At 50.9% G+C, this 14,981-nt stretch carries 13 protein-coding genes; 7 read left to right on the top strand and 6 right to left on the bottom strand.

Annotated elements, in window-relative coordinates; all coding sequences use genetic code 11:
* From U5R06_12760 to U5R06_12770, 3 genes are all read left to right on the top strand, one after another.
* Positions 1 to 1,237, top strand: a 1,237-nt coding sequence (locus tag U5R06_12760; GenBank protein ID MDZ7723639.1) for an alpha-amylase family glycosyl hydrolase, incomplete at its 5' end; no start/stop codon positions are given.
* Positions 1,238 to 1,332: 95 nt separating this feature from the next.
* Positions 1,333 to 1,518, top strand: a complete 186-nt coding sequence (locus tag U5R06_12765) for a type II toxin-antitoxin system HicB family antitoxin (GenBank protein ID MDZ7723640.1) — start codon at positions 1,333 to 1,335, stop codon at positions 1,516 to 1,518.
* Positions 1,519 to 1,548: 30 nt separating this feature from the next.
* Entirely contained in the window at positions 1,549 to 2,139 is a 591-nt protein-coding gene (locus tag U5R06_12770; protein MDZ7723641.1) for a hypothetical protein, read from the top strand.
* Positions 2,140 to 2,480: 341 nt separating this feature from the next.
* Here U5R06_12770 and U5R06_12775 read toward each other — a convergent pair whose 3' ends face one another.
* The 6 genes from U5R06_12775 to glgX form a co-directional block, all read right to left on the bottom strand.
* A complete protein-coding gene (locus U5R06_12775) occupies positions 2,481 to 2,660 on the bottom strand; it encodes a hypothetical protein (protein MDZ7723642.1) in 180 nt (59 codons plus the stop codon).
* Between the two features lie 64 nt (positions 2,661 to 2,724).
* Positions 2,725 to 3,141 (bottom strand): hypothetical protein, encoded by a 417-nt coding sequence (locus U5R06_12780; protein MDZ7723643.1) that lies wholly within the window; start codon positions 3,139 to 3,141, stop codon positions 2,725 to 2,727.
* On the bottom strand, positions 3,107 to 4,024 hold the full coding sequence (locus U5R06_12785; protein ID MDZ7723644.1) for a mechanosensitive ion channel family protein: 918 nt from the start codon (positions 4,022 to 4,024) through the stop codon (positions 3,107 to 3,109). The genes U5R06_12780 and U5R06_12785 overlap by 35 nt, the downstream gene beginning before the upstream one ends.
* On the bottom strand, positions 4,021 to 5,793 hold the full coding sequence (treZ, locus tag U5R06_12790; protein MDZ7723645.1) for a malto-oligosyltrehalose trehalohydrolase: 1,773 nt from the start codon (positions 5,791 to 5,793) through the stop codon (positions 4,021 to 4,023). Before treZ ends, U5R06_12785 begins: the two co-directional genes overlap by 4 nt.
* A gap of 1 nt (position 5,794) precedes the next feature.
* Complete coding sequence (treY, locus tag U5R06_12795; protein MDZ7723646.1) at positions 5,795 to 8,443, bottom strand: malto-oligosyltrehalose synthase; 2,649 nt, start codon at positions 8,441 to 8,443, stop codon at positions 5,795 to 5,797.
* The gene (glgX, locus tag U5R06_12800; GenBank protein MDZ7723647.1) at positions 8,433 to 10,556 is read right to left on the bottom strand and encodes a glycogen debranching protein GlgX; all 2,124 of its coding nucleotides are present in this window, start codon (positions 10,554 to 10,556) and stop codon (positions 8,433 to 8,435) included. Before glgX ends, treY begins: the two co-directional genes overlap by 11 nt.
* A 350-nt stretch (positions 10,557 to 10,906) precedes the next feature.
* Between glgX and U5R06_12805 the strand changes: the two genes are divergently transcribed.
* The 4 genes from U5R06_12805 (at position 10,907) to U5R06_12820 (ending at position 14,970) form a co-directional block, all read left to right on the top strand.
* Positions 10,907 to 11,332, top strand: a complete 426-nt coding sequence (locus U5R06_12805; protein MDZ7723648.1) for a hypothetical protein — start codon at positions 10,907 to 10,909, stop codon at positions 11,330 to 11,332.
* A 259-nt stretch (positions 11,333 to 11,591) separates the two neighbouring features.
* The gene (mtaB, locus tag U5R06_12810; protein ID MDZ7723649.1) at positions 11,592 to 12,866 is read left to right on the top strand and encodes a tRNA (N(6)-L-threonylcarbamoyladenosine(37)-C(2))-methylthiotransferase MtaB; all 1,275 of its coding nucleotides are present in this window, start codon (positions 11,592 to 11,594) and stop codon (positions 12,864 to 12,866) included.
* Positions 12,863 to 14,167 carry a tRNA (N6-isopentenyl adenosine(37)-C2)-methylthiotransferase MiaB gene (miaB, locus tag U5R06_12815; GenBank protein MDZ7723650.1) on the top strand — a complete coding sequence of 435 codons (1,305 nt, stop codon included), beginning with the start codon at positions 12,863 to 12,865 and terminating at the stop codon, positions 14,165 to 14,167. The genes mtaB and miaB overlap by 4 nt, the downstream gene beginning before the upstream one ends.
* 518 nt (positions 14,168 to 14,685) lie before the next feature.
* Positions 14,686 to 14,970 carry a hypothetical protein gene (locus tag U5R06_12820; protein MDZ7723651.1) on the top strand — a complete coding sequence of 95 codons (285 nt, stop codon included), beginning with the start codon at positions 14,686 to 14,688 and terminating at the stop codon, positions 14,968 to 14,970.
* Positions 14,971 to 14,981: the final 11 nt, after the last annotated feature.

A 14,981-nucleotide genomic window follows, 5' to 3' on the forward strand; every position in this document is an offset into this window, starting at 1 on the left:
AATCCGCGGGCGTCCAGACGCGTTCATCAAGGGCTATAGCCGCCGCAACGGTCAGTTTATGCGCAATTTCTACTGGAGTCAGCCGGCGTACGATATTTCAAGGCATCTGCTCAAACCGGAAGAAGACTGGATGCTGCCCATCGATCATCCGGATGTACTGGCGCTGCAGGAAGAACTGAAACGCGTACTGCGGTTCTGGATGGATATGGGCGCTGACGGATTCCGCGCCGATATGGCAGGCGCTCTGGTCAAAACCGCCAATATCACCGGCAATGATCAGTTTTTCAACACGCACGAAGACGGAACCAAAATTTTCTGGAGCAAAATTCGGGAGATTCTGGATACCGAATATCCGGGATCGTTTATGGTGGCGGAATGGTCGCATCCGAAATCCGCACTGGACGGCGGCGGGTTTCACGCTGATTTTTATCATTGGTTCCACGGCTATCATGACCTGCTGCAGAAGGAATCCTGGCGAATCCTGAACGGACATTCCGAGGGCCACAGCTATTTTGACAAACAAGGCAAGGGCAATATTACCAATTTTCTGGCAAGTTATATGGATCAGTACAAAAAAACGGTGGGACACGGGTATATCAACCTGCCGCTGGGCAATCATGATCTGTCGCGTCTGAACATCAAACGCTCGACGGATGATCTGGAAGCCATTTATGCATTCAACCTGACCATGCCCGGTATTCCGTTTATTTTTTACGGCAACGAAATCGGAATGCGTCAGCTTTACGGCCTGCCCTACGTGGAAGGCGCCTACAAACCGCGCGCCGGCGGCCGTACCCCGATGCAATGGGATGACGGCATCAATCGCGGTTTTTCCACCGCCGATCCTGACCAACTCTACCTGCCGGTGGATACGGCGGATGACGCGCCCAATGTCAAAGACCAGGAAACCGATCCCAACTCGCTGCTCAATCGGGTGCGACGCCTGATCGAGTTAAAAAAGAGCGAACCGGCGTTCACCGCTTATGCCGAATTTGTGCCGGTTTATGCGGTGGAAAACGAATATCCGTTCATCTATGCGCGCGCCAATGGCGATGATATGGCCCTGGTCGTCCTCAACCCGCGTGAAAAAGCCGCAGACGCCGAGTTTGATCTGAAACCGGCCGTGTCCCAACTGATACTTTTGGCAGGAAACGAAATAAAAATCAAACGCAACGGCACGTCGTACAATCTCAGTATACCGGGCCGCAGTTATGCGATTTACAAGATGATCAAATAAATCATTTTTATAGACAGCACAGTTCACACAAATTAGCGATGATCTGTGCTGTCTATGACTTTAATTAAAAGGAATGAAAATGAAACCAAGTCGTCATTCATCAAGCAGAAGAAGGAGGATACTGGGCCAAGGTACCCTCCATCCCCGGATGTGCAACCCAGGGAGAATCATTTGACGAGCTGTTAAATAATCTCTATGAAGCGGTCGAAGGTTGCTTGTCAGTAGACGTTCAGGATATTGTTGCATCTGAAAACGATAAAATCATGGACATTGCCGTTTGAAAGGTATAAAAGATGCAAAGCCGGAAATTTATGTTGAATATCACCATGGCAATTTTCCTGTCACATGCTCTGTCTGCTCACGAGAACAGCACTGAATCTGAATCAATCGGCCTTTCTCAGGTTTCAGAACAGGGGTTACAGGATGAAATTATGCTGCACCCCCTTGATGCCAATACAGCATATACACTCAAGAAAGGCGAATGGATTTATGCACAATCCCCGACGAATTTTCCGGTTCCGAGCTGGGCATGGGTGGGATTGACAGACTGGCTTACTGCTGAAATAGATTTCCTCCCACTGCTGGGGGGATTAATTGTTGAGCCTCATTTACCCATCCCCAGTTTGAATTTTCGATTCAAAATTTTAGAGAAAAATCATTTGATACCGGCCGTGTGTTTTGAAACAATGTTTCAGTATTTTTATAAAGAGCTTAATGTAAATGAAGAAAAAGATGGTAAAGTTGATCTAATACGCAAAGGCACGAGTTCCGTCAATCAGTTTCATTTATCCTGGAATCCTCTTGCTAACTGTTACATCCATGCCTCAACAGGTTTTATTTATTCACATTCGATACATATTCAAAGCAAAACAACACAGAAAAGGAAGACACTTTTCCGATGAAATCAACCTCAATACCGCTATCGGAATCGACTATCGTCCCAAACCATGGATTTCATTCCACCTTAACTATTCCAATGGTTCAACCTTTTCCTATTTTGATCATGTACCGGGGAAAATTCAGTATTGCTATGGTTTTCGGATGGCTCCATTTTATCGATCCAGGAGAGCATTTTTACGTAATCTGAGGTTAGAGTTTCCAATAATTGATATGTTTTTTCCCGATGCACAGGAACGCATTACCTATTATGGTATTTTTATGCCGTTTATCTATTGGCAATGGGACTGGTAACCATTCCAGTGCAGACGTTTGGCAGAGGAGTGCTTGACATATTATGACAAATTCAATTAAAAAAATTGTGCAGAATTAATAAAATAAACTCATTTGCATCCGGCAGGGTTATCACACCGCCAGTGTTCGCAATCACCAGGATTTCATCGCCGATCTTTTTTTGTATCAGTTCCGCCTGACGGTATCGATACTCATCCGGCAGCCAGTAAAATGCCGGTACGCCCGGGGCCACCTCCCGGTACCCGCCGGCTACTGTTACGGCACAAAACCCCGGTTTACCAGATTCATCGCCCGGATCACCACTTCACAATGACGGCCATATCCTCGCTGTTGCGCTTTGCGCGGCTGCCAGGACAGACTTTTGCGATCCCAGTGATGCAAGCGCAGTACGGGAAGCGGCTGCCGGGCGCATCAATGCCGATTGCCACTCTATCCGGAGACGAGGCAACCGCATCTATCAATGCATCCCGCAGCCGGTTTGCGGTTTGTTGCGGGAAATCATAATCAATCCAGCCGGAGCCTGAATATTTTCCGTCCCGTGACGTTGCAAACCAGGCGCATCCGCGCTTGATCTGTACGTCAATTCCGATACAAAACCGTATCGAGTTATAATGCGCCGGCCAGGACGCTGATTTATTGACCGCCGAATGCAGACCAGCACGATATTTATAGGGCACCTCACTCATGATCAGAGCCCGGCGCCGACTGGACATGCACATCCAATGGCGGCGCGCTGCCGTCTTTGTCCTGTCCGGCATAAAAGGTAACGTGCGGGAACGGGATCTCGATATTGCGTTCGTCAAAGGTTTTTTTCAGTCGGCGATTGTATTCACGCGCCACCCGCCATTGCTTGATCGGCCTGGTTGTCGTGTATGCCTTGATCACCACAGCGGAATCCGCAAATTCATCCACCCCCAGCATGGTCAGCGGCTCTGTGATATCATCTTTAAAGTCATCGTCCTGACGCAGTTCCTCATGCACCTCCCGCATCACCTGCATGACTTGATCCACATCCTCCCGATAGGCGACACCGACTTTGAAAACATAACGAGAAAAGCCTTTGGTCATATTGGTGACCACGGAAATTTCACCATTGGGAACAAAATGTACATTGCCGCCCAGGTCACGAAGCGTGGTCATTTTCAGATTGATTTTCTCAACCATACCGGCTTTGCCGGCCACATCCACCACATCGCCAACACGAATCTGATCTTCGAGTAGAATAAAAAATCCGCTGATGATATCCTTGACCAGACTCTGGGCGCCGAAACCAATAGCAAGACCTAAAACACCGGCAGCGGCCAGAATCGGCCCGATTTCCACGCCGACCTGATCCAGAATCATAATGGCGCCGATGAGTAATACCGCTATATTGATCACATATTTCAGAATCTGTGCCAGCGTATCACTGCGTTTCTGAAACTCGGCGTCATCGTGGTATTTGCCGGCGCGTTTGGTCACGGAACTGAAAAAACGGTCCGCCACCATAGACGAGTAGCGCAGAAAAATGGCCATGACAATCAGTACCAGTACAACCTGAACGCCCGTGTTCAGAAACCAGTCACCGGTTTGTTTTAATAACGCGTCAAAATTCATTTCATATTCTCCAGTTGTTGTGCATCAGACGATTCTCCCATACAATAAATAATCACAGACTCTGCAGGCAAAGTCACGGAATCCGCTTTGATCACGATCGAATCCCTCGATTTCAGCAGTACGTTGGCTCTATCCGCATGCGGGGCATTGAGTTTAGTCTTTTCAGCGCCCGTGTTACAAATCACAACCACACGTCCGCGCTGAACCCGGAGCCAGGTATGCTGCTCATCAAAATCAATTTGAACCGAATCGCGGTCGCCGTTTATCAACTCGGGATACGTGTTGCGGATTCGAATCAATGCTTTGTACCAATTTAAAATATCTTCATGCTCCGGCTCGCTGCGTTCCTCCCAGTTCAGCCGCGACGCTTCAAACGTATCAATGTCCTGGGGATTGGGAATTTCTTCTTCCCAGCCGAACTCGGAAAATTCCCGCCGACGGCCTTGGGTTACCGCCTCGCCCAGGTCTTGTTCCGGATGGCTGGTGAAATAATAAAACGGAGTAGAGGCCGCCCATTCTTCTCCCTGAAACACCAGCGGAATGTAAGGCGATGTGAACAGCAGGGCAGCCGCCTGTTTGAGTGCGTTGATGCCGGCCAGATGATGCAGCCGCTCCCCATAGGCGCGGTTCCCGACTTGATCGTGGTTTTGTAAAAAGGTCACGAACCGGTCTCCGGGCAAATCACCAACCGGTCGGCCATGCCGACGGTTGCGAAATGAAGAGTATCGCCCGTCGTTAATAAAGGCATGTTTCAATGCTTTGGCAACAGCTGCAAGTGTTCCAAAATCAATATAATAGCCGATTCGTTCACCTGTATAAAAGGCATGCAAGGCATGATGAATATCGTCCGTCCATTGCGCATCCAGCCCGTATCCGCCGGCCTGCAGCGGACGGATCAGCCGCGGATCATTCAGATCACTTTCCGCAATCACCGGCAACTCTTTGCCCAGACGCACTGACAACGCACTGACATCGTGCTTGAGCAATTCCAAAAAATGTACAGCGGACTGGTCGAAAATGCTGTGCACGGCGTCCACGCGCAGACCATCCATATGATAATCGCGCAGCCACATCAATGCATTATCGATAAAAAACCGCCGCACCTCATCGCTGCCGGACCCGTCCAGATTGACCGCATCGCCCCAGGGTGTATGGTAGCGGTTGGAAAAATACGGACCGAACCGGGCGAGATAATTTCCGGATGGTCCCAGATGATTATACACCACATCCAGAATCACGGCCAAACCGCGCTGATGGCAGGCATCGACAAACATTTTAAGGCCATGCGGACCGCCGTAGGCATGATGCGGCGCGTACAAATCCACGCCGTCATAGCCCCAGCCGCGGTCACCGGAGAACTCGTTCACCGGCATGAGTTCCACATGCGTGATACCCAGCTCCGCCAGATCATTTAGACGCTCAACAGCCGATTCAAAGGTACCGCCGTCTGTAAACGTGCCGATATGAAGTTCATAGAGCAGCGCAGAGCCGAGAGGCGGCGGACGCCACCCCTGATCTCCCCATGTATATTTTGCATGATCGACCCAGGCGGACAGATCATGCACGCCGCCGGGCTGCCAGGGTGAGCGCGGATCCGGCAGCACCTGTTCGTCATTATTGATCAGAAACCCGTAACGGTCGCCATGTTTCAGACCGCTAACCGAGACGGTCCACCAGCCGTTGTGTGTCTCCGTCATATCCAGGGTTTGATCAGACAGGCGCAATCGCATGCGTTCCGCATGCGGCGCCCATATTCTGAATGGATTCATACTATTCCTCCCGTATAAAACAAGCCATCGGAAACGTGGCCAAAAGTTCCTGAACGGCATAACTCCCACCCTGCCGGATTTCGTCTGTCAGTGCATTTTGCCAGTCGCCTTCCGGCAAGGTAAAACGGGTTTCAGGCCATTCACCTTTGTTGGTCATCCACCAGCGCGGGACCAGAACCACAATACGGGTTCCGCGTCGGTAAGCAATAAAGCTGTCTTTGTGCTCGCCTTCCACCTGCATAGGGGTATAACCGCCGTTTGCAAATTCTTTGGAATATTGGGAGCGTATTTTTAGCACCCGCCGAATCAGCCAGAGTTTAACGGTTCCATCCTGCAGATGCGCAAGCGCCTGCGCCGCGTTCAGTTTATTGCACGATTTCAGCAGTTTGGCACGCCGTTGAAAATCCACGGGCCGCCGGTTGTCCGGGTCTACCAGACTGTAATCCCAGAGCTCAGTCCCCTGATACATATCCGGTATGCCTGGAGCCGTGCATTTCAGCAGGGTTTGTGCGAGAGAGTTCATATAACCGGCGGTCTTGATGTCATCGACAAATGACTCGATGTTTTTGATGCAAGATTTATCCGCATAAACCTGCTCGATAAAATCAACGACTGCTTTTTCATATTCCTCATTCTGGTCGGTCCATGAGGTGTACACCTTGGCTTCCCGAATCGCTTTTTGCATATAATCGAGCATACGCTGTTTGTCAACCGGCCAGGCTCCAATCAGATTTTGATAGAACAGATACTCGGTGTTGAAATCCGGATACTCGTTTTGTTTGTATTGAGCATTCTTCTGCATCCAGTCGCGTACCGCGCTGATCCACTGATCCGGGATCTCGGACAGCACATTCAAACGGCTGCGCACATCTTCGCTGCGTTTGGTATCATGCGTAGACAAGGTCAGCAGCGCATCCGGCCAGTGACGCTGTATTTCGCTGTTGTGCTCGTGAAAATCCTTTAAAGGGCGACCGAATTGATCCGGCGAACCGCCCACTTCATTCAGAGAAACCAGCCGATTGTAAACATAAAAGGTGGTGTCTTCCACGCCCTTGGCCATAACCGGAGCGGAAAACTGCTGAAAGCGCATGACAAATGTGCTCTCCCGTTCACCCCGAATGCGCAGCATCAGAATATCGCGAATAAACTCAAACAGGTCCACGCCCAAATCTTTACGATTCTCACGCGCGCGCCCGACCGCCTCTTCAATATACCGAATATCATTATCCGAAATTTCATATTCTTCCGCCTGTACATAAGTCCGATACACCGGAAAACAGGCGGCAATCTCGCGAATCGCCTGGTGCACCTGGCCACGGTTATAATCGCGATGCCGGCGATGACCTTCGGCGATTTCGAGCAGCAAGGCGGTCAATGTATTGACATCACTGCCCAGCATTTGCTGCATCACCTGATGTTTTTTTTCATAGACAAGCTGTTCATAATCATTGTCCAGTCCGCTGTTCTCTGACCAGAATTCGGTGAACAGCTGCTCGTGTTCCGGCTGCACAAACAAACCGTTCACCAAATTGAGAAAATCATAACCACTGGTGCCGCTGATAGGCCAGGACTGTCTCAGATGCTCATCCGGTTCCAGTATCTTTTCCGCAAGCACCCAAAGCCCGGAATAGCGGTCGCTCAGCCGTTTGAAATAGGTGCGCGGGTCAAAAAGGCCGTCCGGATGGTCAATACGCAGACCCTCCACATGCCCGTCTGCAATCAGCTTGAATATCAGCTGATGTGTATCCTGGAACACCTGTTCGTCTTCCATGCGTAGACCCACCAGACTCTGGATATCAAAAAAGCGGCGATAGGCAATTTCCTGTTCCGCCTTGCGCCAGAACGCGACGCGGTAATTCTGTTCACCGAACAACGCGTCCAGCGCGTCGGGATTCTGATTGATTTCCTCCACGACCTCGTCGATGATTTGCGCAATGCGTTCATTTTTTAGGCAGAGATTGTGCAGCAATTCACCGAGCACCTGTTTATCACGATGCCGGCGCTGCACGCTTTTCCGGTCCGTGGCCGTGGCTACCGGCAGATTCTGCAGAGCTCCGGCGATAAAGGATATTTTTTCCGAATGACTGCGGTGAGCCACGGTTTCGAGCAGCGAGGCCAGAGACCGCGGCGAAACCGGAAATTCCACATCGTAATAGGTTATGGTAAACCAGCCCTGGTTGTGTGCCAGTTTAAACTCATTATTTTCCAGAACGCGGCCGTAATGATCGCCCAACACCGGCAGAAGCATCAAATTGCTGTACGGCGCGTTGGCCGGATCCCAGTCCACATCAAAATAGGACGCAAACCGGCTGGACGGGCCGTTCTCCAGAACATCCCACCACCAGGGGTTTTCCGGACCGGTGATGGCCATATGATTGGGCACCATATCCAGCAGCTGACTCATTTTTAGCTCGGCAAGACGTTCGCATAAACGCAAATACGCCTCTTCACCTCCCAGTTCCTGGTTCAGACGGGAAGGATCAACCACATCGTATCCGTGCGAACTGCCGGGCGCCGCCTGCAGAATCGGTGAACAATACAAATGGCTGACACCCAGGTCCTTCAGATAGCCGGCAATACCGGCTGCCTGGTCAAAATTAAAATTCTGATTCAATTGTACACGGTAAACCGCAGACGGTTCATATTTCATATCTTAACACCACCATGGAATGCTTTTTCACGGAAAGGGTATCTCCGGGGTTGTAGACTGCATCGCTGTCCCAGTCCGCATCCACCGTATCCACCACCCGGCGCCACTGCTTCCCCCAGGTCTCGGGAGGCAGCGCAAATTCAACATCTTTATCAGACGCGTTGAACAGCAGATAAAAACTGTCGTCTGTGATCGCCTCACCTTTGGGATTGACGCTGCGAATTCCGCGTCCGTACAGGAACACACCCAGAGATTTGGCGTGTCCCTCTCCCCAGTTTTCCTCATCCATTTCTTCGCCGTCCGGGGTAAACCAGGAAATATCACTTACCTTTTCGCCGTGTATAGGCTTGCCCTGAAACCACTTGCGCTGATGAAACACAGGATGTTCGATACGGAAATGGATCAGCCGACGGGTGAATTCAAGCAAATCTGAATTCACATGCTCCCAGTCGAGCCATGAGATCTCGTTGTCCTGACAATACGTATTGTTGTTGCCGTTCTGCGTACGTCCCAGTTCATCCCCGTGCAGCAGCATGGGCACCCCCTGGGACAGAAACAGCGTGGTGAGAAAATTTCGCTTTTGCCGTTCGCGCAGTTCCAGGATCACCGGATCATCCGTCGGTCCCTCAACTCCCATATTCCAGGATCGGTTAAAGCTCTCACCGTCCTGATTGTTCTCTCCGTTGGCCTCATTGTGTTTTTCATTATAGGAAACCAGGTCATGCAGGGTAAACCCGTCATGCGCTGTGACAAAATTAATACTCGACGTGGGATGCCGGCCGTCATCCTGATACAAATCCGAGCTGCCGGTGAGACGATAGGCCAGATCTCCGAGCGTGCGGTCGGCGCCGCGCCAGTAATCGCGCACGGTGTCACGATATTTGCCGTTCCATTCCGCCCAGCCGACCGGAAAATTGCCGACCTGGTAGCCGCCTTCGCCCACATCCCAGGGTTCAGCGATCAGTTTGGCCTGACTGATCACCGGATCCTGATGAATGACATCAAAGAACGAACTCAGACGATCCACGTCATGCAGCTCGCGCGCCAGGGCCGAAGCCAGATCAAAACGGAATCCGTCTATATGCATGTCCTCGATCCAGTAGCGCAGGCTGTCCATGAGCATCTGCAGCACGTTGGGATGGCGCATATTTAACGTATTGCCGGTGCCGGTATAATCCGTATAATAACGCGGATCTTTTGGGTTCAGCCGGTAATACGACGCATTGTCAATCCCGCGGAAACTCAGTGTCGGTCCCAACTGGTTCCCCTCTGCGGTATGGTTGTAAACCACATCCAGGATCACTTCAATACCCTCGCGGTGAAAGGCTTTGACCATCTCTTTGAATTCAATCAATTGCTGACCCAAAAGCCCGTCACTGGCGTAATCGCAATGCGGCGTAAAAAATCCAATGGTGTTGTATCCCCAGTAATTGGACAATCCCAATTTGACCAGCCGTTCATCATGAATAAACTGATGCACCGGCATGATCTCTATCGCATTGATACCAAGCGACAACAAATGCTTGATCACAGACGGATGTGTCATTCCGGGATAGGTGCCGCGCAGTTCCGGCGGCAAATCCGGATGCCGGGCGGTCATGCCTTTGACGTGCGTTTCATAAATAATCGTCTGATGAAACGGAATAGCCGGGGACTGGTCGTCTTCCCAGTCGAAAGACGAATCCACCACCACGCTTTTTGGGATATATTGCGTGTTATCCGCTGTATTTGCTTTGAGATCCGCTTCCTTGTCCCCCATTTCATATCCGTACAAAGATTTATCCCAGTTCAGGTTGCCGTCAATGGCTTTGGTGTATGGATCGATCAATACTTTATTCGAGTTAAACCGGTGTCCCTGCGCCGGGTCCCAGGGACCGGAAACCCGATAGCCGTAACGTTGTCCCGGTTTGATACCGGGCACATAAACATGCCAGATCATATTGGTGCGCTCGGTCAGTTTGATTCGACGGGTTTCGCGCACACCCGAGTCATCGAAAAAGCAGAGTTCCACCGCCTCGGCATGTTCTGAAAACAAGGCGAAATTCACGCCCTTGCCGTCCCATGTGCTGCCCAGGGGATACGGTTTCCCCGGCCAAATTTCGTTTTCTGTCATTTGATCTCCTGTCAATCGGTTTCTCAGAATCGTCTCGTCATTTATTCAGGTTTTAAACATGGTCAAAGATAACAGTAATTTTATTTAAATGCAATAAAACGCTTTAGTTTTGCTTTTGGTTTCCTGTCTGTGAATAAAAATAGTTTATTAAATAAAACAATTTTAAAATATTCACATTCCAAAGTGTTTGCGGATGCGCCTTTACTTTTAGATTACAACTTGACATTCATAGAAAATTTCATTAAAATATCGCTGGTAATACATTTTTGATTATGCACCGGGCAAAGACCGTATCATGATTGATTCGGCGTATGGGGAAAGCCACCCAGACATTACCACATCCATCATTTATGATCAACAAAACCATCAAATGGGAGGTCACTATGATTTCAGTTTGTCCGGAATTAAAATCGAACGGCGTTTTTCTGCTGTTCAGTATTTTGCTTGTTACCCTGATTCAACCATCACACACTGAACCTCTGGCTGAAATTACAGGGACAATCAACCTGCACGAAACTTTGGCCGGAAATAAGTTTGCTCTATGGGAAATCGCAGAGGATGACTCGACAAGGCTGGCGAAATTTATTGACGCTCAGGACATCCCCTATCCAAACGCCCTCGCCAGCGACGATATTTTGCAACGCTATGGTATTACCGCATTTCCAACCACACTCCTCATCGGCCCGGACGGCAGCATTATCGGTAAAGACCTCCGTGGTCCGCGAGTAACTGAAAAAGTAAAAGAAAAAATGCTCCCGTTCGCAAAACACAAATAGCAGAACGACTTTCCTCCCACAGGCAGGCTGCAATAGCCTGCCTCAAGGGGTTTCCATATCTCCTTTTTTTCACGAGGAACCTTTTCCCCGAAATATGGTTCCAGACAGGACAATACGATTGGTCTGATACCGTAATCATAGATATATATCTCAATTCCCCTTTCACGGGTTTCTGTTCACCAAACCCCATTAATTTATTTGCAAACCCGTGCATCATTTTATATATTAATAGTCTTTGCTGAAACAAAACAGGACATGAATGACTATATCCTTTTACACCATCGGCTGCCGCCTGAATCAGGCGGAAACAGCGGTGTTACAAAATCATTTTGAACAGAGCGGCCACCGGATCGTTGAATTCGGCCAAAGCGCCGATATTGTGGTGGTGAACACCTGCACCGTCACCGAGCGCGGCGATCGGGACACGCGCAAGACCGTGCGCCGCATTCAGCGCGAGTGTCCGGACGCGCGCATCGCGCTCATCGGCTGTCAGGCGCAGACTCAGGCCGGTCAGCTAACTGAACTGCCCGGCGTGCACTGGGTGGTGGGCAATGCCCATAAAATGAATCTGCCGGCGATTATTGATACCCATACATCCGAGCCGGTGGCGGACAACAGTCCCATTGAAGCGCATCCCTTTATCCTGCCGGCCGCCGGTATTGACCGGCAACACACGCGCGCCAATCTCAAAATCCAGGACGGCTGCAATTTTTTCTGCACGTTCTGTGAGGTGCCCTATGCGCGCGGACGCGCCCGCAGCCGCGTGTTTGATGATATCCTGCAGGAAGCGCAGCAGCTGGTGCGCGCCGGACATCAGGAGATCGTGCTCTCCGGTATCAATATCGGCACCTATCAGTATAAGGATAAAACTCTGACCGACGTGATCCGGGCTCTGGAGCCGATTGAGGGTCTGCAGCGTATCCGTATCTCGTCGATTGAAGGCAAGACCGTGGATGAAGCGCTGCTGCACCTGATGGCGAACAGTGACAAAATCTGCCGGCATCTGCATATCTCCATGCAGAGCGGCAGCGACACCATTCTCAAAGCCATGAAACGCCGCTATACGGTGCGGGAATTTTCAGAATATCTGCAGCAAGCGGTGGAAATCGTGCCGAATATCAGTCTGGGCGCCGATATTCTGGTCGGATTCCCGGGTGAAACCGACGAGCTGTTCAAAGAAACCTATGAGACCGCGCGTGATCTGCCGTTTTCCTATTTTCACGTGTTCCGCTACTCGGACCGACTGAACAACAAGAGCCGACTGTTTCCCGGCAAGGTGGATGCAGACATTGCCGAAGAACGCAGTCACGTCCTGCGCGGTCTGGGCGCGCGCAAACGCCGGCTGTATCTGCAGCAGAACATCGGCCGCAGCGAACCGGTGCTGTTCGAACAGCGGAAAAACGGCCTCTGGGACGGATTGACCGACACCTATATCCGGGTTCGGGTCCCCTCGCAGAAAGCGCTTGAAAATACAATGAGACGCGTTAAACTAAAAGCCATCAAAGACAACAGCATTCAGGGAATATTGATTTGAACGTTTATATTGAAACCTACGGCTGTCAGATGAACGAATACGACAGCGAACTGATGATCGCCATTCTGGAATCGCACGGCTATGTCACCGTGCCCGAACCGGAGCACGCGGATATTGTGCTGCTCAACACCTGCTCGGTGCGCGAGAGCGCGGCGCGGCGGATTTACGCGCGCGTCCATGACATCCGCCGCCAGGTGGATCACCCGCTGCAGGTGGGGGTGGTCGGCTGTATGGCCACGGATTACAAGGAACGTCTGATCGCCGAGAAAAAACTGCCCGTGGATTTTATCGCCGGACCCGACAGCTACCGGCGGCTGCCGGAGCTGATCCGCAAACACGCGCAGACCGGCGAGCGGCAGATGGATGTGACACTCTCCAGACAGGAAAATTACGACGGTGTGCTGCCCGTGCGCAGCAGCGGCGTCAACGCCTGGATCGCGGTGATGCGCGGCTGTAACAATTTCTGTTCGTTCTGCGTGGTGCCGTACACGCGCGGACGCGAGCGCAGCCGTCCCGTGGACAGCGTGCTCGCCGAAGTCCGGCAGCTGGTGCAGGACGGATTCAAACAGGTGACGCTGCTGGGACAAAATGTCAATTCCTATCAATACGACGATCATTCATTCGCCGATCTGCTGAACGCCGTCAGCGAGGTGGATGGAATCGAGCGTATTCGCTTCACATCTCCGCACCCCAAGGATTTTCCAGCGGATCTGATTCGAACCGTGGCGGATAATCCCGCGGTGTGCAAACATATCCACCTGCCCCTGCAGGCCGGCAACAGCCGGGTACTGGACTTGATGCGCCGCACCTATACGAAAGAGAGCTATCTGCAGCTGGCGGCGGACATCAAGCGGCATATCCCGGATATCGCCCTGACCACGCGATATCATTGTCGGATTCCCACGGAAACCGATGCCGAGTTTAAAGACACCGTGGACGTAATGCGTCAGGTGCAGTTTGATTCCGCGTTTATTTTCAAATACTCGGAACGTCAGGGTACCCTGGCACAAAAGCACTATGAGGATGATGTGCCGGAAGAAGTAAAAACCGAACGCATCGTCTATCTGAACGAACTGCAGAAAGAAACGTCGCTGAGCAAAAACCAGGCGCACATCGGTCAGACCCTAAATGTGCTGCTGGAACAGGATTCCACGAAAAAATCCAATGAGCACATGCAGGGCCGCAGCGACGGCAACAAACTGGTCATTCTGAAAAAAGGCGATTACCGGGTCGGCGACAGCGTCCGCGTGCACATTGACGACGCCGGTCCGCACGTGCTGCGAGGGCATGTTATAGACTGATATCCCAACCTCGTCGTACAACTTTCAGTTGTGCGACGAGTAAGAGCGGGCACAGAACAGCCGCGAGCACAAAGGCCAGTCAGCGCCCCTTCCATCTGGTTCCGCCAGTCCCCTTGCGGAACTCGGCCAGGACAGTCTCTGTCCGGTTGCAAGGACCACCCTCGTCGTACAACTCTCCGGTTGTGCTGCGAGTGAAAGAAGGAAAGATCAGCCGCACCCATCCGTCCCATTCGGGATTGTGTAAAAGTTCTGGCTCTACAAAACAGTACATTCTGTAGTACGTACTGTCTGAGGTTTCATTAATTATACCTATGATTTTTATTGATTTTATAAATAATTTTAAATAGTTTCTTTTGAATGTTCATCATGAACTGTATACTCAACTATTTAATGCCAATTGAGGGCAGTGCTCATAAAAATAAATCATTGATATACAAGGAGTTGCCAATCAGGCAAAAAAATATCCTGCGGAAGATATTGTTACAGGTACGTTCCTGTTCGAGTCAGGAATACATGGCGTGGGTACCTGGTGTTTTACCAGCTTTGAAAAACGGGATGTAACCGAAATTACAGGCAGCAAAGGCAGGATTACATATTCTACATTTGACAACCGGCCGATCATCCTGGAAACAGGCAAAGGCCGTGTTGAGTTTTCCATCGACAATCCGCCTCATATTCAGCAGCCGCTCATACAGACAGTTGTAGACGCCCTGAATGGTATCGGCAGTTGTCACAGCACAGGCAAAAGTGCCGCCCGAACTTTATGGGTAATGGACCACATGCTGAGCCGTGCGGACTCGTAATACAACTCCAG

Source organism: candidate division KSB1 bacterium, from assembly GCA_034521575.1.
Taxonomy (GTDB): Bacteria; Zhuqueibacterota; Zhuqueibacteria; order Residuimicrobiales; family Krinioviventaceae; genus JAXHMJ01.

Coding starts and splice junctions, on each gene's coding strand:
- U5R06_12770 (MDZ7723641.1), top strand. CDS start 1,549: ATGTTGAATATCACCATGGCAATTTTCCTGTCACATGCTCTGTCTGCT.
- U5R06_12780 (MDZ7723643.1), bottom strand. CDS start 3,141: ATGTCCAGTCGGCGCCGGGCTCTGATCATGAGTGAGGTGCCCTATAAA.
- U5R06_12785 (MDZ7723644.1), bottom strand. CDS start 4,024: ATGAATTTTGACGCGTTATTAAAACAAACCGGTGACTGGTTTCTGAAC.
- treZ (MDZ7723645.1), bottom strand. CDS start 5,793: ATGAATCCATTCAGAATATGGGCGCCGCATGCGGAACGCATGCGATTG.
- treY (MDZ7723646.1), bottom strand. CDS start 8,443: ATGAAATATGAACCGTCTGCGGTTTACCGTGTACAATTGAATCAGAAT.
- glgX (MDZ7723647.1), bottom strand. CDS start 10,556: ATGACAGAAAACGAAATTTGGCCGGGGAAACCGTATCCCCTGGGCAGC.
- U5R06_12805 (MDZ7723648.1), top strand. CDS start 10,907: ATGATCAACAAAACCATCAAATGGGAGGTCACTATGATTTCAGTTTGT.
- mtaB (MDZ7723649.1), top strand. CDS start 11,592: ATGACTATATCCTTTTACACCATCGGCTGCCGCCTGAATCAGGCGGAA.